The organism is Pararhodobacter zhoushanensis, assembly GCF_003990445.1.
In the GTDB taxonomy this organism is placed as follows: domain Bacteria; phylum Pseudomonadota; class Alphaproteobacteria; order Rhodobacterales; family Rhodobacteraceae; genus Pararhodobacter; species Pararhodobacter zhoushanensis.
Map to the genome: position 1 here is coordinate 222,042 of NZ_REEZ01000005.1, position 21,412 is coordinate 243,453.

Sequence of the window (21,412 nt, forward strand, 5' to 3'; positions counted from 1 at the left end):
AAGGCTGAGCGCGATCCCTAGCGTCCTGCGCCACGACCGGCAAGCCGCATGGGGCGGCGGCGCAGGCGCATGATTGTTCGCGGCCCCGGCGCGGTGCACAATGGCCCCACCCCGTCCAAGGAACCGCCGCCCATGCTGACCGCCGATCTGAGCAAGCTCTTGACCCTGCGCCATTTGCGGGTCATCGCCACGCTGGCCGATCTCAAGCTGGTGGCGCGGGTGGCCGAGGCGCTGAACCTCTCGCAGCCCGCGATTTCCAAGCAGATCGCCGAGCTGGAGCGCCTCGTCGGCACGCCCCTCGTCACGCGTGAGCGTAACCGGCTGTTCCTGACCCCCATCGGCGCGCGCCTTGCCGTGCATGCGCAGCAGGTGCTCAGCCAGCTTGACCGTGCCGCCTTTGACATCGAGGCCATGGCGACCGGCATCACCGGATCGGTTTCCATCGGCGTCGTCAGTTCGGTTGCGCCGATCCTGTTGCCCGCCGCCCTGACGCTGTTCAAACGCGGCGCGCCGACCGCCAGCGTCACCATCACCGAGGGGCATTTCACCGCCCTCTATCCGCAGTTCGAGGCCGGGCAGATCGACCTGTTGATCGCCCGCACCTGGCAACCGCAGGAGCTGCCCGGCGTGCGCCAGAGCGTGCTGATGCGCGACGCCGTGGTGGTTGTTGCCGGGCGCGACCACCCGCTTGGCCTGCGCGAGACCCTGCAATGGGCCGATGTCACTGACTGGCCGTGGCTCTTGCCGCAAAGCACTTCGGTCGCGCTCAATGCGGTCGAGGCGCATTTCGCCCGGCTGGGTCTGCCGCTGCCGACCAACACCATCGCCTCGGTCTCGCTGTCGCTCAATCTGGCGCTGATGCGGGCCATGCCGGTGCTGGGCCTCTTCCCCAAGAGCCTCGCCCAGACCCATGTCGCGCGCGGTGACATCGTCGTGCTGCCGCTGGAGACCGACGGGCTGCTGTCCGAGGCCCGCAGCTTCTGGCACACCCGCGGGCCCGAGACGAACAACACCCTCGCGCTGTTCCTGCGCTGTCTCGATCAGGCGGCCGCAGAGCGCAATACCATTCCGAACGGTTAAGGTTCACGCCCAAGAATTCAATATTACCGGCTGAAATTTCCCCATAACCATAACGCCGGGAGAAATTATAGGCACGGAGCGTCCCGCGGGCGATCCGGTCAGAGGGCCAATGACCGCACATCCACTCGCCGCGCTGACGGCGCACCAGATGCTCGCCGCATTTGCGCAGGGCACCCTGACACCCAGCACGCTGCTGGAGGCGCTGCTGATGCATATCGCCGCGATCAATCCCGCTATCAACGCGCTGACCGCCTTTGACATCGACGCGGCACGGGACGAGGCCGCGCTCTCCACCCAGCGCTGGGCCAAGGGTCAACCCAAAGGGTTGCTCGATGGATTGCCGATTGGCGTCAAGGACTTGCAGGAAACCAAGGGCCTGCTGACCACCTATGGCAACCCGCGCTCGCGCAACCATGTCCCGGCGCAGGATCTGCCGATGGTCGCCCGTTTGCGCGCCGCCGGGGCCATCGTGCTGGCCAAGACCAACGTGCCGGAACTGGGCGCTGGCGGCAACACCCGCAACCCGGTCTGGGGCGCGACCGGCAACCCGTTCAACCCAGCGCTGATCGTCGGCGGTTCGTCCGGCGGCTCGGCGGCGGCGCTGGCGGCGGATCTGGTGCCGCTGGCCACCGGCTCGGACACCGGCGGCTCGCTGCGCCTGCCCGCCGCGCTGTGTGGCATCGTCGGCTATCGACCGTCGGTCGATGTGATCGCGCATCCGACGCGGCCTCTGGGCTGGTCGGCGATCTCGGTGCTGGGGCCGATGGCGCGCACCGTGGACGATCTGGTGCTGATGCTGCGCGCCTGTCACGGCTTTGATCCGGGCGATCCCTTGTCCGCGCCGTCCGACCCCGCCCGCTTCGATGCACTGCCCCCGCGCGACCCCGGCACCCTGCGGCTGGGCTATAGCGAGGATTTCGGCGGCGCGCCCGTCGACCCGCAGATCCGCGCCACCTTCCGTGCCCGCCTGGCCGCGCTCAAACCCGATGTGGCCGAGCTGCGCCCGGTGGACCTGAACCTCGGCGACATGGACCGCGCCTTTGACATCCTGCGCGCAGAAAGCTTCGTCGCGGCGTTTGGCACCGCCACGCAGACCGACCCCGACAATTTCGGCCTGCATATCCACGCCAATGTGCAGCTGGGTCTGGGCTTTACCCTTGCCGACCGCGCCTGGGCGCATGCCGAACAGACCCGCATCCTGCGCCAGTTCAACGCCCGCATCGCCGGGCTGGACGCGATCCTGCTGCCCACCGCGCCCGTCTCGCCGTTCCCGTGGACGCAGTCGCACGCTACGCAGATCGACGGGCAGGACATGGACATCTACTACCGCTGGCTGGCGCTGACCTATCGCGGCTCGCTGACCGGCGGCCCGGCGATCACCCTGCCCAGCGGGCTGGACCCGGAGGGCATGCCCTTTGGCCTGCAACTGCTCGGCCCGGTGCGCGGTGACGCGGGTCTTCTGGCCTGCGCGCGCAGCATCGAGGCGCTGCTGGCCCGCGACCCGGCCACCGCCCGCCCGCGCCCTGACCTTGACGCGCTCACCCGCTCCACCGTTGATCTGCGCGCGATCGTCACCCATCCGCCGCAGAACGACGCCGCCAGTGCCGCGCTGTCTGCGCCGACCGCCGTCTAGGAGCCCGCCGATGTGGATCGCGCCCCTCGCCTTTGTCGCGCTGCTGATCAGCGGCACCGCTTTCGCCTATATGATGGGCGCGGTGTCGGTGGTGACCTTTTTCGCCGCCGACCGCGCGCAGTACCTGTCGATCATGCCGCAACGCATCTTCGCGCAGCTCGATGTGTTTTCCTTCATGGCGATGCCGTTGTTCATCCTGACGGCGGAAATCATGACCCGCGCGGGCGTCACCCGCAGCCTGATCGACTTTGCCATGGCGATGGTCGGCCGCTTCAAGGGCGGGCTGGGGCACGTCAATATCCTGACCTCGGTGTTCTTCGCCGGGATCTCGGGCTCGGCCATCGCGGATTCCGCCGCCCTGTCGCGCACCTTTGTGCCCGAGATGGTCGCGCGCGGCTATGACCGCTACTACGCCGGAGCGATCACCGCGGCCTCGTCGATGATCGGGCCGATCATCCCGCCCTCGATCATCATGATCATCTACGGCGGGCTGACCGGCGTGTCGGTCGGTGCGCTGTTCTCAGCGGGGATCGTGCCGGGCCTGCTGCTGGCCGTGGCGCTGATGGCGCTCAATACCCTGATCGCGCATCTGCGAAATCACCCTGGTGGCCGCGACCCCAGCCTGCCGCGCTTCTGGCCCGCCCTGCGCCGCGCGGCACCGGCGCTGATGCTGCCGGTTATCATCCTTGGCACACTGGTGTTCGGCCTTGCCACGCCCACCGAAGGCTCCGCCGTCGCCGTCTGCTTCGCGCTGCTGGCAGGCCTGTTCTACAACGGGCTGAGCGTAAAAATGGTGGCCGAGGCGCTGGAAGCCACCGCCCGCCTGACCGGCACGATCTTCATCATTCTCGCCGCGATCTCGCTTCTGGGCTATCTCGCCGGGCAACTGGGCTGGTCCGAGGCCTTGGCGGACTGGGTCGACAGCATCGGCCTGACCGGCACCAAGTACCTGTTTTTCCTGATCGCCATCTTTCTGGTGGCAGGCATGTTCATGGACACGCCGGTGGCCCTGACCCTGCTGATCCCGCTCTTTGTCCCGCAAGCGGTCGAGCAGGGGATCAACCCCATCCATCTGGGCATCGTGCTGTGCTTCAACCTGTGCATCGGCCTGATCACGCCGCCCTTGGGCAAATGTCTGGTCGTCGTCGCGGCCCTGACCGACCTCAATTACTGGCGGCTGGCGCGGGCTGCGCTGCCGTTTATCGCCGTGCAGATCCTGTTGCTGCTGGCGCTGGCCTATTGGCCGGAAATCAGCCTTGCGCTGCCGCGCTTCGCCGGTTTCGCCGTGAACTGATCTTAGGGAGGAACGACCATGAAACTGACCACACTGACCCTTGCCACCCTGCTGGCAGCCGCCACCACAGCCCAGGCCGAGGTGAAGATCGCGCTGGATACCGCGCCCGATCTGGCCACCTCGGGCTCGTATAACTGGGTGAGCGCATTTGAAGCCTCGCTCACCGCCGCCGGGATGGACGTGCGCGAACTGCCGCGCGGCGCAGTCGGGGCCGAGGCCGAGGTTTTCGACCAGATCACCACCGGCCTGCTGGAAGTCTCGCTGTCGGATGTCCGCTCGGTCGCGCAGGTGGACCCGTTCATCTACGGCGTCCGTCTGCCCTATATCTTCGACGATGCCGCCCATATGGACCGCGCGCTGGCCGCCGGTGACGTGTTCGCCCGGATCAACGAGGCCATCGCCGGGCAGGAAGTCATCCTTGCCGCACTGGTGCCGCTGGGGCCGTCGTCGGGCATCATCACCACCGATCAGGCCGTGCGCAGCCCCGCCGACATGAGCGGCCTTCGCATGCGCGCCCTCGATGACGCGCAGATCGCCATGTATCAGGCTTGGGGTTCCAGCGGCACCATCGTGCCTTGGGGTGAGGTGCCGACCGGCCTGCAAACCGGCGTGATCGACGGCTACCTGAACTCGCCCACCGTGCCGATCATGTTCGGTCAGACCGACTTTGTGCACAACTTCTCGGACGCCGGGGTGATCATCCCGCTGCGCGCCGTGCTGTTCTCGCAGGCGTGGTACAATGACCTGTCCGACGCCGACCGCGCTGCCGTCGATGCGGCGGTCGAGGCGGGCAATGCCGCGAACCGCGCGTGGCTGGCCGGCATGACCGACACCGCGCTCACCGATCTTGAGGCCGCAGGCGTCACCGTCCAGCGCCTGAGCCCGGAAGAGCGCGCCGTGTTCCGCGACCTGTCCGCGACCACCTACCAGTCCGACCTGATGGCCGCCGACGCGGTCGCGCGCTGGGTCGATCTGGCCGCACAAACGCGCTGATCCTGTCGCGGCGGGCCACCCCCGGCCCGCCGCCCCTGTCCTGAACTTCTGAGGCCTGCCATGCGCCGCATCATTCTGGGTCTGAGCAACGGCATCAACGCCGTCGTCCGCCGCATCACCATCTTTGCCGTGGCGCTGATGTTCGTGGCCGTGATGATTCAGGTCATCGCCCGCTATGTCTTCTCATCCCCGCCCGTCTGGACCGAAGACGTCGCGCGCTATGCGATGGTCTGGACCGGCCTCTTGGGCGCCTCGCTCTCGTTCAAATCCCGCAGCGATGCCGTGCTGATGCAAAGCGTCTTTCCCAGCCGTCCGCATCTGCTGGGCCTGTTGGCCGAGGCGCTGCAAACCGTTGCCATCCTGACCTTTATCCTGCCGGTGCTCTATTTCTGCTTCTTCGATCTGCGCGGCACCATGGCGCGCAGCTATCTGGCGCGGCAGGCGGGCATCACCATGGACACGCTGGGCATTCCGATGGTCTGGATCTCGGTCGTGGTGCCGGTGTCGTTCATCATCATCCTGATCCACCTCGCCGCCCGCTGGGCCGAAGGCCACAGCCGTCACGACCAGACCGAACTCACCGCCGCGCTCGACTGAGCGCGTCGTTTTCGCGCCTCGACTGGTCGGGTGCATTTCACCGCGCGGCGCGATTACCTGCGAAACCGGACCCAAACCAGCAATCGGAGCCCGGTGCGATGAAAACCCATGTGAAAGCCCTTGTCGTCGGCGGCGGTGCGGTGGGCACCGGGATTGCCTATCATCTGGCCAAGGCGGGCTGGGACACCCTGCTGGTCGAGCGTGACGAGCTGACTTCGGGCTCGACCTGGCACGCTGCCGGTCTGCTGCCGCTCTTCAACATGAGCTACGCCACCACCCACATCCACAAATACTCGGTCGATTTCTACAAATCGCTTGAGGCTGAAACCGGCCTGAACGCCGGTTTCGCCGTCGTCGGAAACCTGCGCATGGCACAGACCGACGCGCGGATGGATGAGTATATGCTCTACTCATCCGTCGCCGAAACCGCCGGGGTTTACCACGAATTTCTGACGCCTGCGCAGATCAAGGAACGCTGGCCGCTGGTCAAGACCGAAGACCTCAAAGGCGCGCTGTTCCACCCGCAGGACGGCTACATCAACCCCGCCGACGTGACGCAAGCCATGGCCAAGGGTGCCCGCCAGCACGGCGCGCGGATCGAGCGCAAGGTTCAGGTCGACAGCTATTTCTGGACCGGCGACGAATGGATCGTGTCGTGCACCCGCATGCTCGACAAGGGCGGCATGCTGATCCCGTCCGAGGAAAAATTCGAGATCCACGCCGAGCACGTCGTCACAGCCACCGGCAACCACGCCCAACGCACCGCGCGCCTGCTCGGCATCAAGATCCCCGCCATTCCCGTTGAGCACCAGTACATCGTCACCGAACCCGACCCCGCCCTGCAAAAATGGCGCGCGGCGGGCAACCCTGAGCACCCCGTGCTGCGTGACGCCGACGCCAAATGGTACGTGCGCGAGGAACGCGGCGGCTGGATCCTTGGTCCGTACGAGCGCAACGCCCCCGCCCGCTTCCTCTATGACGTGCCAGACAGCTTCCGCGCCGACCTCTTCCAGCTCGATCTGGACCGGATCGAGGAAGAATACATGTCCATGATCCACCGCCTTCCCAGCTCGGAAGAGGTGGGCCTCAAGGACGATTTCAACGGCCCGATCTGCTACACCCCTGACGGCAACCCGCTGGTCGGCCCCGCGCCCGGCCTGCGCAACATGTGGCTAGCCGAGGGCTTCTCGTTCGGCATCACCGCCGCTGGTGGCACCGGCCATTACCTCGCCCAGCTGATGACCCAAGGCGAGGCCGAGATCGACATGGCCAGCCTTGACCCCAAGCGCTACGGCTCGTGGATGACCACCGAATACGCCGCCCGCAAGAATGAGGAATGCTACGAGCACGTCTTCATCCTGCACCATCCCGACGAGGAACGCGAAGCCGCCCGCCCGCTGCGCACCGCCCCCGCCTATGACCGCCAACTGGCGCTGGGTGCCCAGATGGGTCAGGTGAACGGTTGGGAACGGCCCAACTACTACGGCCCCATCGGTGCCCCCGCCGATTTCGACCACAACAGCCGCAGCTTCCGCCGGGGCGCGTGGTGGCAATACGCTGAAGCCGAGGCCAAGGCAGTCCGCGAAACCTGCGGCATCCTCGACGCCGCCGCCTTCACCAAGCATCTGGTGCGCGGGCCGGGGGCGACGGCCTTCCTCGATCACTTCACCACCAACGCCCTGCCCAAGGTCGGCCGCATCAACCTGACCTACGCGCTGACCGAAACCGGCACCACGCGCACCGAATACACCATCGTGCGGCTCAAGCAGGACGAATATTACCTGATCTCGGCGGGCGCATGGACCGCCTATGACGGCGACTACCTGACCCAGAAGATTGAGGATTTCCGCAAAGCCGGTGGCGATTACGTCGACTGCCACGACATCACCACGCAATGGGGCGTCTACGCGCTGGCCGGTCCCAACGCCCGCGCCATCCTGCAAGAGATCGTCAAGGACGCGAATCCCGACACTGTTCTCTCCAACAAGCGCTTCCCCTGGCTGAGCATGCGCGACATCGAGCTGGGCATGTGCCCCGTCCGTGCCATCCGCGTCGCCTATACCGGCGAGCTGGGCTGGGAGCTGCACTACCCCATCGAGTTCGGCCGCTACCTGTGGGATCTCTTGATGCAGGCCGGTGAGAAACATGGGCTGAAGCCGGTCGGCGCGCGGGCACAGAACTGGCTGCGGCAGGAAAAATCCTACCGCGCCTTTGGGACTGAACTGGGCCGCGACGCCACGCCGATGGAAGCCGGTCTCGACCGCTTCATCGACCTGAGCAAGGAGTTCCGCGGCAAGCAGGCGATGCTCGATACCGGCATCCGCTCGAAATGCGTCACGCTGTTGATTGACGGCCCGTCCGACACCGACCCGTGGGGCAAAGAGGCGCTGCTGCTGGACGGCGAGAAAATCGGCCGCCTGACCTCGGGCGGGTATTCGGTCGCCTTCGGCAAACAGATCGGCATGGGCTATGTCCGCCCCGATCTGGCAGCGGTCGGCACCAGGCTCAAGGTCAAGATGCTGCTGCAGGAATGGGACGCCGTCGTGGTCGAGGACAGCCCCTACGACCCCACAAACACCGTCATCCGCAAAGACGCGTAGGGTGCGTTTTCAACGCACCTTTGTAGGACTGGGAAGGGGGCCGCGAGAGCGGCCCTTTCTCGTTGCTGCGAGATGATCATCGGGCTACCAAATGGGGATCCCGTGACACGTGACGGATGGATTTGCGGTATGGAAGATTATTCTATTTTTATTGACCGATTGGAGCGCCAGTTCGACGCGCTCTGCGTTGATTTAAGTTTTGTTGAAGAATTCTTGAAAAGAGACGATCTTTTTGAACGAAGCAATAGAGAGAAGTCAGTTCGTGCAGCGTATTGGGTGCTGCTGACGTATAGCGATAGTCTCTATCTCAACACTGCAAAGCTACTGGAAAGAATTCAAGATTCGGTATCTCTCCAAAATTTCGTCGATAAGTATTCTACCATCGGACGGTTTCAAAGTACTGAATTAATTGGCGAATACGAAGAGTGGGTTGCGGATTTCAACGAATGGTCAAGCCGAACGGAGAGCCAGACCACCTCGCTAATTCGCTCGGAGAGAATCGCGCATTCACTTATTAAGTCATGGGATCGTGGGGGCAAGCGTTTGCCTGCTTACAAGGATTTTAAGGGGAATGACAAGCAAGAGTATATCGGTACCGTGTCCACTGTTGTTGCAAATTGTCGCGATGGGATTTTCATTCTCGCAAGACTTTTGACGCTCTGCGGAAAAGGGCGCAACTCCCCTCATTACTTTGGTTTCAAGCGCGCCGCCGAAAAAAATGTGGAAGATGCGTTAAGAGATTACAGAGAGTATCAGGCTGCTCTATTGAGTGCTTTGGATTCTGAGTAAGTTTGATCTTTTCGCCCACAACTCGCTCGTCGCCCTCGCTTTCACCGCCCACGACATTACGTTGGCGCTTCAGCCTTTACACTAGCCCGTAGGTCGGGGTTCACCCCGACACTCCCTCCCAAACCCAAACCCAAACCCCTACCAAAACCCTAACGCCACCACCTAACCCCTTGATTCCCCTCACCTCACAAAATGTCCCATCGTGGGACACCCCCTCCCGAAACGCAAAAAGGGCCGCGTGGCGCGACCCCTTCCTGTTTCTCCGGTCCTGAAAGCGGCGTTAGATTACCCCTCCAGCGCCTCGATCATCGCCACCCGCGTCGCGTGCCGCCCGCCCTCGAACTCGGCACCCAGAAACGCCTCGACAATATCCAGCGCGAGGCTCTCGCCGACCACCCGCGCGCCGATGGACAGCATGTTGGCGTTGTTATGCTGGCGGATCATGCGGGCCGAGAACGGCTCGGCGCAGACCCCGCAGCGGATGCCGGTCACCTTGTTCGCCGCCATCATGATGCCCTGACCCGTGCCGCACAGGATAATGCCGAACCGGCAATCGCCCGACGCCACCATCCGCGCCGCCTCTGCGCCACGCTCAGGGTAGGGCGTGCTCTCGGCCGTGGTCGGGCCGATGTCGACCGCCTCCCAGCCCAGCGTGGTGATATGCGCGGCGATGATCCGGCGCAGCTCGATAGCCGCGTGATCGCTGGACAGGACGATACGGGTGTTGGTGGTCATGGGCGTTTTCCAAGGGGGCATGAGATCGCCGCCTTGGAGCAGGTTCTCTGCGTCGCGTCAATATTCCCGCCGTCGCGGGCTAAGTGCCCGGCGGTCTGCAGGAAGCGCAGAACCGCGGCAAGGATCGCCGCATGCGCCGCGTCGCGCGCGGAAGGGGAGTCGCCGCAAATCGCCGGATCGCCACCGTCCTCACGCAGGATGTCGGGACCGGCGGGGGTGCAGGCCGCGAACCCGTCGAACACCGTCGCCGCCAGCGTGGTCTGCGGGACTGCGCCCGTTCCGCTCTGCGCCGCGCCCAGCGACAGGATCAGCGACGGCACCGCGACCGTGCTCAGCCCGTCCGCGAACACATCGACCCGCTCAGGCGCAATCGCCACCACCGACCCGATGCGCGGATCGCGACGCAGGCTTGCCAGCGCCGGGCCGTCGACCGAGGTCAGCGCAACCCCCTGCGCCGCGAACCAGCCGCAGTCCGGCCCGGAGTGTGGCGGTGTGCAGGATTGCAGGTAAGCGTCGGTGTCAAACAGGCCGCCCGCCAAGGCCAGCGCCGCCGTGCCGCCAAGCGCGAAGCCGACCGTGGCGATGCGGGTCGGATCAAGGCGGGGGGACCACGCCGGATCGCTGGTCAGGGCGTCCAGCGCGCGGGTCACATCGGCGGGACGCTGCCAGATCTCGTTGACGCCCTGCGCCGCCGAGGTCGCGCGCGGGGCGTTGATTTCGACGGCCAGATAACCCGCCCGCGCCAGTCCGGCCGAGAGCCATGCGCCCGAGTCCGCCGCCGAGCGCAAGCCGCCGTGCGAGACCAGCACCACCGGCAGGCTTTCGACCGCCACCGCAGCGTCCCGCGCGGCGGTGACGCCGGTGAAGACCGCGTTGCCGCCGACCACCTCGACGGTGCCGCCGGTGCCGGGATACCAGAGTGTCATGGTCAGAGGCCTGTCCGCGTGACGGTCAATGACCGTCGCCACGCCGGTCGTCTGGTCGGCACAGGCCGCCGAGGCGCCCAGGGCAAAGAGGGACAGGAGGAGGGCGAATTTCACGACGGGCTGACTCCGGTTCGCGTCAGGCTGGCCAACGGCTTGCAGGGTTCGCTGCTATCAGAAATTGCGCGCGGATGGCAATCGGTCTGGGGCGTAGAACGCTTGAGGAAACCTTAAGGCGTCGCTGCAAGTCATTGACTATATTCGCGGCAAGGGGCTGTCCCATCGTGGGACATCCCGCGTCACGCCCCGTGCGACAAATCCAGCTTGAGCCGCAGGAAGCCATGCGGCGTCAGCCCGCGTTGTTCAGGGTGGAATCCCTCGATCTCGTTCATATGCGCCATCGCGGCGGGGCCGGTTTCGAAGATCACGCTGGTGTTCGGCATCGCCTTGAAACGCAGGCTGCCGTGATCAGGGCGCCGCAGCGAGCCATGCTCGCGGACATGACGGTGCAGGATATCGCGGGTCACGCTTTCGTCTGACAGCACCAGATTGCTCGCCTTGGCCCCGGCGAATTTACCGGCCCCTCCGGCGCGGTAGCTGTTGGTGCACAGCAGATAGCGGCCTTGCGGGTCCAGCGGTTCACCGTCCAGCATCACCGAGATCACCCGGTGCGCCTGTTCATTGATCATCACCCCGGCAAAGTCATAGCGCGCGGGTTGCGACAGATCGTAGATCACGTCGAGCGGGTCGATGACCTCGAAATTATAGCCCGGCACATCACCGTTGCGCAGCGGTGTTCCGGTCGAGCCGGGGCGGATCCGGTTGAAGGCCGCGGCCGAGCGTTCCAGCCATTCGATGACCTCGGCCCCGGTCAGGCACAGCGCGGCAATCGCGTTGGGGAAGGGGTAGAGATCGGCGATGTGGCGCAGGGCGACGGGACCGGCGGGCACATCGGTATAGCCAGCAGGGCCTCCGCGACCGCCTGATTTGAACGGGGCCACGGCGGACAGGATCGGCAGATCCACCAGATCGGGATCGGTGATGCGGGCGCGCACGTAGTCGCGCTGTGCCTCGGCCACGACCTGCAACGAGCCGGTGACGCCCAAATGGGTAAAGTAGGAATGCAGCGCCTCGGACGAGGTGCCGACCGGACGGCGGATGCTGGTCAGCGTATCGGCATGCGCCTGCGCGACGGCCTCAACCACGCGCTCGCTGGGACCATTATCGCGGGGAGCGGCGGGGTCGGCGTGCTCGATCTCCTGCACGGTCGGCAGGGCGCGGACCTCAGACCGTGTGCCCAGAACCTGCCATTCGCCCGCTTCGTGGACCAGCAACATGTCGATGACACCGATATGCGCGCCCCAGCATCCGGCCATCACGGCGGGTTTCCCGGCGATCGTGCCGGTGGCGATATCGACATCGGGAAGCGAGCCGAACACGGGCGAGGGGAACAGCAAATGGCTGTGGCCGGTCAGCAGCGCATCGATCCCGGGGACACGGGCGAGCGGGATGGCGGCATTCTCCATGCCATGCGAATAGCGCGCGCTGCCGATGCCGGTATGGGCCAGCGCGATGACCAGATCGGCCCCGGCTTCGCGCATTTCGGGCACCCAGGCGCGGGCGGCTTCGACGATGTCGCGGGCGTGAAGGCGGCCATCCAGCGCGTGATTGTCCCAGTCCATCACCTGCGGCGGGGCAAAGCCCACGACGCCGATGCGGATCGGATGCTCGAACCCGGTCTGATCCTTGAGCATGCGGTCCAGCAGGACATAGGGTTTGACCAGCGTTGTGTCCTTGCGCGGCTCAGACCCCAGACCGACCGCCAGATTGGCCGAGACGACGGGGAAGTTCGCGCCGTCCAGCGTGGCCATCAGAAAATCGAGGCCATAGTTGAATTCGTGGTTGCCCAGCGTGATCGCGTCATAGCCGACCGCATTCATCGCCGCCATGATCGGGTGCACGTCGCCGTCGCGCAAGCCGGTCTGATGCGCGACGTAATCGCCCATCGGGGTGCCTTGCAGAAAATCGCCATTGTCGAAAACCACCGAATTCCCAGCCTCGGTGCGGGCTTCGTCGATCAGGCGCGCGGCTTCGGACAGGCCCACTCCGGCCGAAGGGCGGTCAGCGTAGTAATCGTAGGGGAGAAGGTGCAGGTGCAGGTCCGTCGTCTCGATCACCCTGAGGTGGACGGCGCGCTGGCCGGCGGCTAATCCGCTGAAGGAGAGGGTGTTGAGCAACCTGTTGCCTCTGACGATCACTGTTTCAGTCCCAAGCGCGCACGCAGTTCCGGCGATGACCAGGCGCGAGGGGCACGCCTTGGTTAATGATGGCACTCAGTGGCACAAATTAGGCAAAAGACCGACCTGTCGAAGGCAAGTATCCACAGCCCATAGTTGCAAGACAACACGTAAACTGAATGCTGCAAAGCAGCGGTGTTCCCAAGCTACGGAAAATACCCTAAACGACGTATAATTTAGGGGGTTAGCGTGCCGCGAAACATAGTCTTTGCCGCAGAATGGGACGATCGCCAGGCAGAACTGCGCGGAGACGCGGATCGTTTGAGCGCGCTTCTTGGTGATTCGGCGACGCGGATCCTGCCGGTCTGGCGTGGCCGTCCGCTGATCTGGGGCGAGGCCGAGGCGACCGCCGTCTGGCTGGCACCGGGTCACGCTGTGCTGGACGATGCCGGGGCCGATCTGATCTTTCTGGGCACCCATCAGGGCCACGCGCGTTTCGTGGCCGATGTGTCGTCCTGGGTGCCCGCCGGTCTGGACGAGGCCGCGATGTCCGGCTTTTTCGACGCGACCGAGTACAGCCACCCCAGCCTGCCCGACGATCACCGCTATGCCGATCTGCGCGGGCTGATGGCGCGGCTGGACCCGGTCGACGCGGCCATGGCCGCGACCGCGCGCGGTTTGCTGAACTGGCACCGTTCGCATCGGTTCTGTTCGTCCTGTGGTCAGCCCAGCGATGCGGCGCAGGGGGGCTGGCAGCGCATCTGCCCGTCCTGCCGGGCGGTGCATTTCCCGCGGACCGATCCGGCGGTTATCATGCTGGTGCAGCACGGCGATACGGTGCTGCTGGGCCGTTCTCCGGGCTGGCCCGAGGGGATGTATTCGACGCTGGCAGGGTTCGTGGAACCCGGTGAATCGCTGGAAGCCGCCGTGCGGCGTGAGGTGTTCGAGGAAACTAGCGTCCGTGTCGAGCGGGTGTCCTATGTCGCCTCGCAGCCCTGGCCGTGGCCCAGCAATCTGATGCTGGGATTCGTGGCCGAGGCGGTGAGCAAAGACATCACGCTGGATCACGAGCTGGAAGACGCGCTGTGGATCACCCGTGACGAGTTGGCGCAAGTGATGGCAGGTGAGCATCCGCGCATTCGCCGCCCGCGCAAGGGTGCCATCGCGCAAGAGCTGATGGCCCGCTGGCTGGCCCAAGAGATCGGCTTCGCGCCGCAGACCGACGCTGAAGACTGACAAGGAGCACCGCTTTGGACATTGACGCCACCAAGGATTTCAAGCGCCCGCGCGCTCAGGTCTTGGAGAAATTCCGCGATCCCGCCCGCTTCGAGTCGGTGATGCGCGATATGAAGATCGAGGCCGAGCGCACCGGCGAGCCGCCGAGTGCGACCTGGGCCTGCTCGGTTCAGTGGCGCGAGGAACCGCGGCGCTTTGCTGCCGGGTTGGTGGAAACGGCGGCGGCGGAAACCATGGTGATGCAGTTCACCTCGGATCTGGCCGATGCGCAGATCACGATGGATTTCTACGACCTGCCCGATGGCGGCTGCCGGGTGATCGGCAAGGGTGTGGTCAGCGCGCGAACGATCATGGCCAAGCTGGCGCTGCAATCCATGCGGCTGGTGCGCGGCAAGGCCGAAGAGCGGCTGACGCGGCTGATCTTCAACATGGGTCGCCCCTGACCCCGCTGCGGCGGGATTATCCCGCCGCGATGGTGGCCTTCACCGCGCGTTGCCACGCCGCGTAACGGGCAGCGCGCCGGTCTTCGTCGATCACCGGCTCGAAGCGGCGTTCCAGCGCCCAGCTTTCGGCAAATCCCTCGGCGTCGGGCAGGATGCCCGCCTGATGCCCGGCCAGCCATGCCACCCCCAGCGCCGTGGTTTCCAGCACCGTCGGCCGGTCCACGGGGGCGGCCAGCACGTCGGCCAGCGCCTGCATCGCGTAGTCCGATGCACTCATCCCGCCGTCCACCCGCAGCGTACCCAGCGTGGCTTTCTCACCGCTGGCCGTCCAGTCGGCACGCATTGCCTCGGCCAGATCGCGGGTCTGGAAACTGACGCTTTCCAGCGCCGCCTTGGCCAGTTCCGCCGGGCCAGAGTTTCGGGTCAGCCCGAACACCGCGCCGCGCGACTCGGGCCGCCAATAGGGGGCGCCAAGGCCCGTAAACGCCGGGACGATGATCACCTGTTGCGCAGGGTCAGCGGATTCGGCCAGCGCCTGCGTCTGGTCGGCGCGCTCGATGATCCCCAACCCGTCGCGCAGCCATTGCACGACAGCGCCCGCGACAAAGATCGAGCCTTCCAGCGCATAGGTGACCTTGCCGTTCAGCTGATATGCCACCGTCGTCAGCAGGCGGTTTTGCGAGCTCACCATGGTCTCGCCGGTGTTGAGCAGTGCAAAGCAGCCGGTGCCATAGGTCGATTTCATCATGCCGGGCTGAAAACACGCCTGCCCGATGGTCGCGGCCTGCTGATCACCGGCCACCCCAAGGATCGGGATCGGTTTGCCGAACAGCGAGGTCTCGCCGAAGGAAGCGTTGCAATCGCGCACCTCAGGCAGCAGCGCCATGGGGACGTTGAACAGGCGGCAAAGCTCTTCGTCCCATTGGCCGGTGCCGATGTTGTACAGCATCGTGCGCGCGGCATTGGTGGCATCGGTCGCGTGGACCGTGCCACCGGTCAGCCGCCAGATCAGAAAGCTGTCCACCGTCCCCAGCGCCAGCTCGCCCCGCTCCGCCCGCGCCCGCGCGCCGTCGACGTTGTCCAGCAGCCACGCCGCCTTGGTTGCGCTGAAATACGGGTCCAGCAGCAGGCCGGAACGGGCCGTCACTTCGGCCTCATTGCCTGCCGCTTTCAGGCTGGCGCAGATATCCGCCGTGCGCCGGTCCTGCCAGACAATCGCCCGGTGGATCGGCTCGCCGGTGGCGCGGTCCCAGATCACCACCGTCTCGCGCTGGTTGGTGATGCCGATGGCGGCGACCGGTCCGGCCTTGGCCAAGGCTTCGGTGACAGTGTCGACCGTGGTGCGCCAGAGATCCTCGGCGTCATGCTCAACCCAGCCCGAGGCCGGAAAATGCTGCGGGAATTCCTGCTGCGCCACGGCCTGCACCGTCAGATCCGCGTCAAAGGCAATGGCGCGACTCGACGTTGTGCCCTGATCAATGGCCAGTATGCGCATGCTGTGCTCCTCTTTGGGCGCAAGACTAACGGCAGGGCGGGTGCCGTCAACAGAGGGTGACAGGCGAAGGGGCTTCTGCTTTGCTGACGACACGTCACAGGTGAGGCCCCGATGAGCATTGATTTCCAACCCGCTTCCGGCTTTGTGCTGCCGCGCTATGCCGGGATCGCCACCTTCATGCGGCTGCCGCATATCGGGCTGGATGACCCGCGTCTGGGTGAGGTGCAGGTCGGCCTGATCGGCGCGCCCTGGGATGGCGGCACGACCAACCGGCCCGGCCCGCGCCATGGGCCGCGGCAGTTGCGCGATGCTTCAACGATGATCCGCGCGCAGCACGGCATCACCGGGGTGCGGCCCTTCGAGGCGATGAACTGCGCCGATCTGGGCGATGTCGCGCCCAATCCGGCCGATGTGCAAGACAGCCTGCGGCGGATGACGGAATTTTACACGCGGGTGCGTGCGGCCAGGATCATCCCGCTGACCGCCGGCGGAGACCATCTGTGCACCCTGCCGATCTTGCGCGCCCTGGCGGCGGATCGCCCGCTGGGGATGATCCATTTCGACAGCCACACCGACCTGTTCCACAGCTATTTCGGCGGCCAGATGTATACCCATGGCACACCGTTCCGCCGCGCGGTGGAAGAGGGGCTGCTGGACCCGCACCGCGTCTGCATGATCGGCATTCGCGGTACGGCCTATGACAGCGAAGACCGCGATTTTGCCAAGGCGGTCGGCATCCGGGTGATCCCGATCGAAGACTTCCACAAACGCGGGGTCGAGGATGTGATGGCCGAGGCCCGCAGCATCGCGGGAACAGGTGACACATACGTCAGCTATGACATTGATTTCGTCGACCCCGCCTATGCGCCGGGCACCGGCACGCCCGAGGTCGGCGGTCCGACCTCGTGGCAGGCACTGGAATGCGCGCGGCTGCTGGGCGGGGTGACGATCGTCGGCGCGGATCTGGTCGAGGTCTCGCCACCGTTTGACCCTGCGGGGGGCACGGCCTTTCTGGGCGTGTCCTTGATGTTCGAAATGCTCTGCGCCATCGTGATGGCGCATCAATAGGAGTTGGTATGCTGAAAACCGCCCTCGTGACCGGCGCCGCGCGCGGCATCGGTCTGGCCACGACGAAACTGTTTCTGGAAGCGGGCTGGCAGGTCGCGATGATCGACCGCGACCTGCCCGAACTCGACAGCAGCGCCGCCGAGCTGGAGAACGCCGAGCACTTCGCCTGCGACGTCTCGATCCCGGAGGAGGTGGCGGCCACCGTCGCGCAGGTGCTCAAACGCTTCGGTCGGATCGACGCGCTGGTCAACAACGCGGGTGTCGCGGATTTCGGCCCGATTGAGGACACGACGTTCGAGCGCTGGCGGCGGGTGATGAGCACCAATCTGGACGGGGTGTTCCTGATGTCGCAAGAAACCATCCCGGCACTGAAGGAGACCAAAGGCGCGATCGTCAACATCGCCTCGATCAGCGGGTTGCGGGCGTCGACGCTGCGGGTGGCCTATGGCACGTCCAAGGCGGCAGTGATCCAGCTGACGAAACAACAGGCGGCGGAATTGGGGGAATACGGCATCCGCTGCAATTGCGTCTGCCCGGGGCCGGTGCGCACCAAGCTGGCAATGGCGGTGCACAGCCAGGAGATCATCGACGCCTATCACGACGCGATCCCGCTGAACCGCTACGGCACCGAGCGCGAGATCGCCGAGGTGATCGTGTTCCTGTGCTCGGAGAAAGCGAGCTACGTGACCGGCCAGATCGTTGCGGCAGACGGCGGGTTCGAAAGCACGGGGGTGGGGCTGCCGGCGCTGCGCAGCTAGCGAGGGGTTTCGCCCTCGACCGAAACGGCTGCCGCCGCCGCGCCCTCGGGCGACCGGGCAGGGGGGCCTTGCCCCCCTCTTGGCCTGACGGCCAATTCACCCCCCAGGATATTTAAGGACAGATGATAAGGGTTCGTTAACCCTGTTTCATTTTCTGTCTGAAAATATCGATGGGGGGGCCAATTCATAGGACCGACCGTTTGCGCCTTGCGACCGCCGCCCGGTTTTGCCATTGTAGCGCCGCACCTCGCGGTCGATGATCCGCAGCGCCTCCGCTCTCTCGACAGGCCGGACGCTGCCTGCCGCGCGCGCACCCGGTTTGTGCCCTGCATAAGCGCCCTTGAACTCTGGCCGGCCATCAAGCGCGCGGGACAAGGTAGCGAACACTCGCTCTGCGATTTTTGACTTGCCGCCAGAGTGATCGGGTCCACTGGGCAGGGCGAAGTGCAGCCGGATGCCCATAAACTTGCAGATGCCCGGCAAAGGCAGTGCCGTTGTCCGTACAGAGGCGGTCGAAGATGCCGAACGTCTCGCAGGTCTTCTTGATCAGCCGCACCGTGTCGGTGGCAGTCTCGCTTGCTGCCAGCTCTCAGCCCAGAATGAAGTTCGACGCTACGTCCGTGAAAACCGCTATGGCGGTGCTGGTCCTTCGGATCAGAAGGCGATCATGCGACACCCCCGATCTTCGCATCGGTCGGGGGCAAATGTTCTGCAGCGATATGATCAAGAGGCCCCGAGAGTATCCGGCAGGGTCTGACCACTTAAGGGCCGATGGCCGGTAGCATCACCTCGACAATCAGGCCCGGTCGGTTGTCGCGCAGCGCGACGCGGCCCTGGTGCTTCTCGACAATCGCCCGCACCAGCGCCAGTCCCAACCCGTTGCCGGGTTTCGAGCGGCTGGGATCGAGCCGGAAGAAGGGTTCGAACACCCGCTCCATCGATGCTGCGGGAATGCCCGGCCCGGTATCGGCGACTGTGAAGCGCAGGGCGGGACCGTCGCGCTCCAGCCGAACGGCGATCCGGTTGCCCATGGACCCATGGGTCACGGCATTCTGCAACAGATTCACCACCAGCTGCTGCAGCATCTGCGCGTCGCCGGTCACCCCGTAATCCGACCCGGCCTCGGCCGCGAAGGACAGGCTTTGCCCCTCGTCCTCGGCAATGAGGGCGAAAGTTTCGACCAATTCGGCGGTCAGGGACCGCAGATCGACACGGGCAATCAGCGGTGCGTCGCCTGAGGTCTCGATCCGCGAGAGTTGCAGGTAGGAATCGAAAATAACGCGCATGCGTTCGAGTTCGACCTGCGTATCGCTCATGGCCTCTGTCGGGTCCTCCCCCTGTTCGACCCGCTCCATAGCGCGGCCGAGTGAGAGATAGGCGCGGCCCAGTGGCGATTTCAGGTCATGGGCTGCAGCGGCGGCAGTGTTCCGCGTCGTCGCGATCATCCGCGACAGCCGGTCGAAATGCAGGTTCATCTGCCGGGCGATGCGGTCGATCTGCGTGCTGCCGCCACGGTCCGAGATGCGCACCGCTGTATCGCCCTCGCTGGTTTTCGACAGCGCTGTCTCGATGTCGCGCAGGCGCCGCAGGCTCTTGCTGCTCAGGTAATATCCGACGGAGAGCATGGTCAGAACGATGAGGAAACCGCTCAGTGTCAGGGTACGGAACAGCAGGATCTTGGTCCGATAGAGCAGATCCAGCCGCTCGCCCACCACCAGCAGGTTTTCCCCCAACCGAGCGGCGACATAAATATACTCCTGCGTGACCGCCCCGGTCGCGGCAGCGGCATGGTCGAGGGGGCCGACCTGCAGCCCCTCGCTCGCCGGGCGGGTCATGATGTTGCCGGCAATGAAGGCACCCTCTGCCCCGAACAACGCTGCCGCGTGATGCCCGCCCGAGGCCACGCGCGACAGGGTGGAGATGGTTGCGGCGATCTGAGCGTCGCCGTCGATCGCGTGTTCAGCGGCCACGATGTCCCAGCGTTGGTGCACGTCATCGCCCAACTCGGCGATCAGGCTCTGGTTGACAGAGGTGATCGTTACCCAGCCGAAGAGCAGCAACACCACGACAAAGGCGACGGCCGAGCGCAGGACGGCCGAGAAGGCTGCGCCCGAAAGGATATCACCGCGGTCCATGCATCGTATACCCGGTGTTGCGGATCGTGTGGATCAGCGGCGTATCGAAGGGTTTGTCGACCTTGGCGCGCAGCCGGCTCATATGGGTCTCGACCACGGTGGTGTTGGGTTCGAAATTGAAATTCCAGACCCGTTCCAGCAGCAAGGTTCGCGTCACTACGCGCCCGGCATTGCGCATCAGAATTTCCAGAATGCTGAATTCCTTGCTGTGAAGCTCGATCACGCTGCCCTGGCGGGTGGCCGTGCGCGACAGCAGGTCCAGCGTCAGGTCGTGGACACTCAAGGTCCGCTCGACCTTGGTTTCGGTCTTGCGCCGGACGATGGCGTCGATCCGGGCCACGAGTTCCGAGAAATGGAACGGCTTGGTCAGGTAATCATCGCTGCCCGCTGCCAGCCCTTCGACCCGGTCGTCGACCTGCCCTAGCGCGGTCAGGAACAGCACCGGCAGCGATGACTTCGAGGCCCGGAGCGCCTTCAGCACCGACAGACCGTCCATGCCCGGCAGCATCCGGTCCAGGATCACCACATCGCAGCTGTTGTAGAGACAATAGCTGAGCGCGTCCCGGCCGTCCGCGACGTGATCGACGGAGTGGCCTTGTTCCGAGAGGCCGGCCACGATGTAATCGGCCAGTTTCGCATCGTCTTCGGCGAGCAGGATCTTCATGGGCGTCGTCTCCTTGCCCTCATTTAATGAGAAAGGTGCCCCCAGTGCCAGCGAAAGCGCTTTCTTTGCAAGAAAGTAAGGTTCGCGCGATTTTCGGGTGCGGGGGCGGGGCTATGGCTTGGGTGTCCGGTCGCGCCCACCGGCAGCACAGGAGCCAAAGCAATGCCGACATTCCTGACAAATCTTGCTTCGCCGATGCGTCCCCCCGACGCGCGATCCGGCCTCCATCGCCTGCGGGTGGTGGGCGGGATCCTCGTCGCTATCGGCCTCTTGGCCATCCTCCTGCCCACGGTCGCGACCTTGGCCGAGGAAGAGTTGGTGGCTTCGCTATTGACCCTCTGGGGAGCGGCCGGCCTGTGGTTTTCCTGGGCCATCCGGCCCAGTTCGGAATGGCGCTATGGCGTCGCAGGCTTCGGTCTCTTGTTCATTGCCGGCCTGGCGCTGGTCCTCTTCCCCGTCGCCGGGATCGCCGCGCTGACCGTGGTAATGATGCTCTCCTTTCTGATGGAGGGGATTCTCTCGATCCTCTACGGGCTGCGCAGCAGCGCTCAGGTGTCGACCTGGGAGTGGCTGGTGTTCAGTGGGCTTTGTTCCTTCGCCGCTGGCCTCGTGATTCTCTTCGGCTGGCCCTGGACCGCCGGATGGACGCTGGGCCTGGTGATGGGGCTCAACTTCCTGTCGACTGGTTTGTCGCTGTTCATGTTGACGAAACCGGGCCGGGCGACGGGCTGA

19 protein-coding genes are annotated in these 21,412 nt (G+C 65.1%); 12 read left to right on the plus strand and 7 right to left on the minus strand.

Annotated features, from left to right (window positions below):
- Positions 1-69: 69 nt before the first annotated feature.
- From EAE28_RS13720 to EAE28_RS13750, 7 genes are all read left to right on the plus strand, one after another.
- A complete protein-coding gene (locus tag EAE28_RS13720; protein WP_246022356.1) occupies positions 70-1,080 on the plus strand; it encodes a LysR family transcriptional regulator in 1,011 nt (336 codons plus the stop codon).
- 109 nt (positions 1,081-1,189) lie between these two features.
- Positions 1,190-2,713 carry an amidase gene (locus EAE28_RS13725; RefSeq protein ID WP_127107189.1) on the plus strand — a complete coding sequence of 508 codons (1,524 nt, stop codon included), beginning with the start codon at positions 1,190-1,192 and terminating at the stop codon, positions 2,711-2,713.
- 10 nt (positions 2,714-2,723) lie between these two features.
- Positions 2,724-4,007 carry a TRAP transporter large permease gene (locus EAE28_RS13730; RefSeq protein ID WP_127107191.1) on the plus strand — a complete coding sequence of 428 codons (1,284 nt, stop codon included), beginning with the start codon at positions 2,724-2,726 and terminating at the stop codon, positions 4,005-4,007.
- Positions 4,008-4,025: 18 nt separating this feature from the next.
- Positions 4,026-5,000: a TRAP transporter substrate-binding protein gene (locus EAE28_RS13735; protein WP_127107193.1), complete on the plus strand. Its 975-nt coding sequence runs from the start codon at positions 4,026-4,028 to the stop codon at positions 4,998-5,000.
- Positions 5,001-5,060: 60 nt separating this feature from the next.
- Entirely contained in the window at positions 5,061-5,597 is a 537-nt protein-coding gene (locus EAE28_RS13740) for a TRAP transporter small permease (protein WP_127107195.1), read from the plus strand.
- Between the two features lie 98 nt (positions 5,598-5,695).
- Entirely contained in the window at positions 5,696-8,197 is a 2,502-nt protein-coding gene (locus tag EAE28_RS13745) for a GcvT family protein (protein ID WP_127107197.1), read from the plus strand.
- Between the two features lie 129 nt (positions 8,198-8,326).
- Positions 8,327-8,986, plus strand: a complete 660-nt coding sequence (locus EAE28_RS13750) for a hypothetical protein (protein WP_164736634.1) — start codon at positions 8,327-8,329, stop codon at positions 8,984-8,986.
- Between the two features lie 285 nt (positions 8,987-9,271).
- On the opposite strand, the gene rpiB is transcribed toward EAE28_RS13750, so the two are convergent.
- The 3 genes from rpiB to EAE28_RS13765 form a co-directional block, all read right to left on the minus strand.
- Positions 9,272-9,721 carry a ribose 5-phosphate isomerase B gene (gene rpiB, locus EAE28_RS13755; RefSeq protein ID WP_127107201.1) on the minus strand — a complete coding sequence of 150 codons (450 nt, stop codon included), beginning with the start codon at positions 9,719-9,721 and terminating at the stop codon, positions 9,272-9,274.
- Complete coding sequence (locus EAE28_RS13760; RefSeq protein WP_127107203.1) at positions 9,718-10,761, minus strand: alpha/beta hydrolase family protein; 1,044 nt, start codon at positions 10,759-10,761, stop codon at positions 9,718-9,720. Before EAE28_RS13760 ends, rpiB begins: the two co-directional genes overlap by 4 nt.
- A 182-nt stretch (positions 10,762-10,943) precedes the next feature.
- Entirely contained in the window at positions 10,944-12,881 is a 1,938-nt protein-coding gene (locus EAE28_RS13765) for a bifunctional 2',3'-cyclic-nucleotide 2'-phosphodiesterase/3'-nucleotidase (RefSeq protein WP_164736635.1), read from the minus strand.
- Between the two features lie 249 nt (positions 12,882-13,130).
- Here EAE28_RS13765 and nudC point away from each other — a divergent pair, with 249 nt between their 5' ends.
- Together nudC and EAE28_RS13775 are read left to right on the plus strand one after the other, a co-directional pair.
- On the plus strand, positions 13,131-14,117 hold the full coding sequence (nudC, locus tag EAE28_RS13770; RefSeq protein WP_127107207.1) for an NAD(+) diphosphatase: 987 nt from the start codon (positions 13,131-13,133) through the stop codon (positions 14,115-14,117).
- 14 nt (positions 14,118-14,131) lie between these two features.
- Positions 14,132-14,560: a hypothetical protein gene (locus tag EAE28_RS13775; protein WP_127107209.1), complete on the plus strand. Its 429-nt coding sequence runs from the start codon at positions 14,132-14,134 to the stop codon at positions 14,558-14,560.
- Between the two features lie 16 nt (positions 14,561-14,576).
- Here the strand turns inward: EAE28_RS13775 and glpK are convergent, their stop codons facing one another.
- Positions 14,577-16,055 carry a glycerol kinase GlpK gene (glpK, locus tag EAE28_RS13780; RefSeq protein ID WP_127107211.1) on the minus strand — a complete coding sequence of 493 codons (1,479 nt, stop codon included), beginning with the start codon at positions 16,053-16,055 and terminating at the stop codon, positions 14,577-14,579.
- A 111-nt stretch (positions 16,056-16,166) separates the two neighbouring features.
- Between glpK and EAE28_RS13785 the strand changes: the two genes are divergently transcribed.
- Together EAE28_RS13785 and EAE28_RS13790 are read left to right on the plus strand one after the other, a co-directional pair.
- A complete protein-coding gene (locus EAE28_RS13785) occupies positions 16,167-17,123 on the plus strand; it encodes an agmatinase (protein WP_127107213.1) in 957 nt (318 codons plus the stop codon).
- Between the two features lie 8 nt (positions 17,124-17,131).
- Complete coding sequence (locus tag EAE28_RS13790; RefSeq protein WP_127107215.1) at positions 17,132-17,881, plus strand: SDR family NAD(P)-dependent oxidoreductase; 750 nt, start codon at positions 17,132-17,134, stop codon at positions 17,879-17,881.
- 147 nt (positions 17,882-18,028) lie between these two features.
- Here EAE28_RS13790 and EAE28_RS24435 read toward each other — a convergent pair whose 3' ends face one another.
- From EAE28_RS24435 to EAE28_RS13805, 3 genes are all read right to left on the minus strand, one after another.
- The gene (locus tag EAE28_RS24435; protein ID WP_425466775.1) at positions 18,029-18,364 is read right to left on the minus strand and encodes a transposase domain-containing protein; all 336 of its coding nucleotides are present in this window, start codon (positions 18,362-18,364) and stop codon (positions 18,029-18,031) included.
- A gap of 278 nt (positions 18,365-18,642) precedes the next feature.
- Entirely contained in the window at positions 18,643-20,016 is a 1,374-nt protein-coding gene (locus EAE28_RS13800) for a sensor histidine kinase (RefSeq protein WP_127107219.1), read from the minus strand.
- Positions 20,003-20,680 (minus strand): response regulator, encoded by a 678-nt coding sequence (locus EAE28_RS13805; protein ID WP_127107221.1) that lies wholly within the window; start codon positions 20,678-20,680, stop codon positions 20,003-20,005. The genes EAE28_RS13800 and EAE28_RS13805 overlap by 14 nt, the downstream gene beginning before the upstream one ends.
- Positions 20,681-20,842: 162 nt before the next feature.
- Here EAE28_RS13805 and EAE28_RS13810 point away from each other — a divergent pair, with 162 nt between their 5' ends.
- Positions 20,843-21,412, plus strand: a complete 570-nt coding sequence (locus EAE28_RS13810) for an HdeD family acid-resistance protein (protein ID WP_127107223.1) — start codon at positions 20,843-20,845, stop codon at positions 21,410-21,412.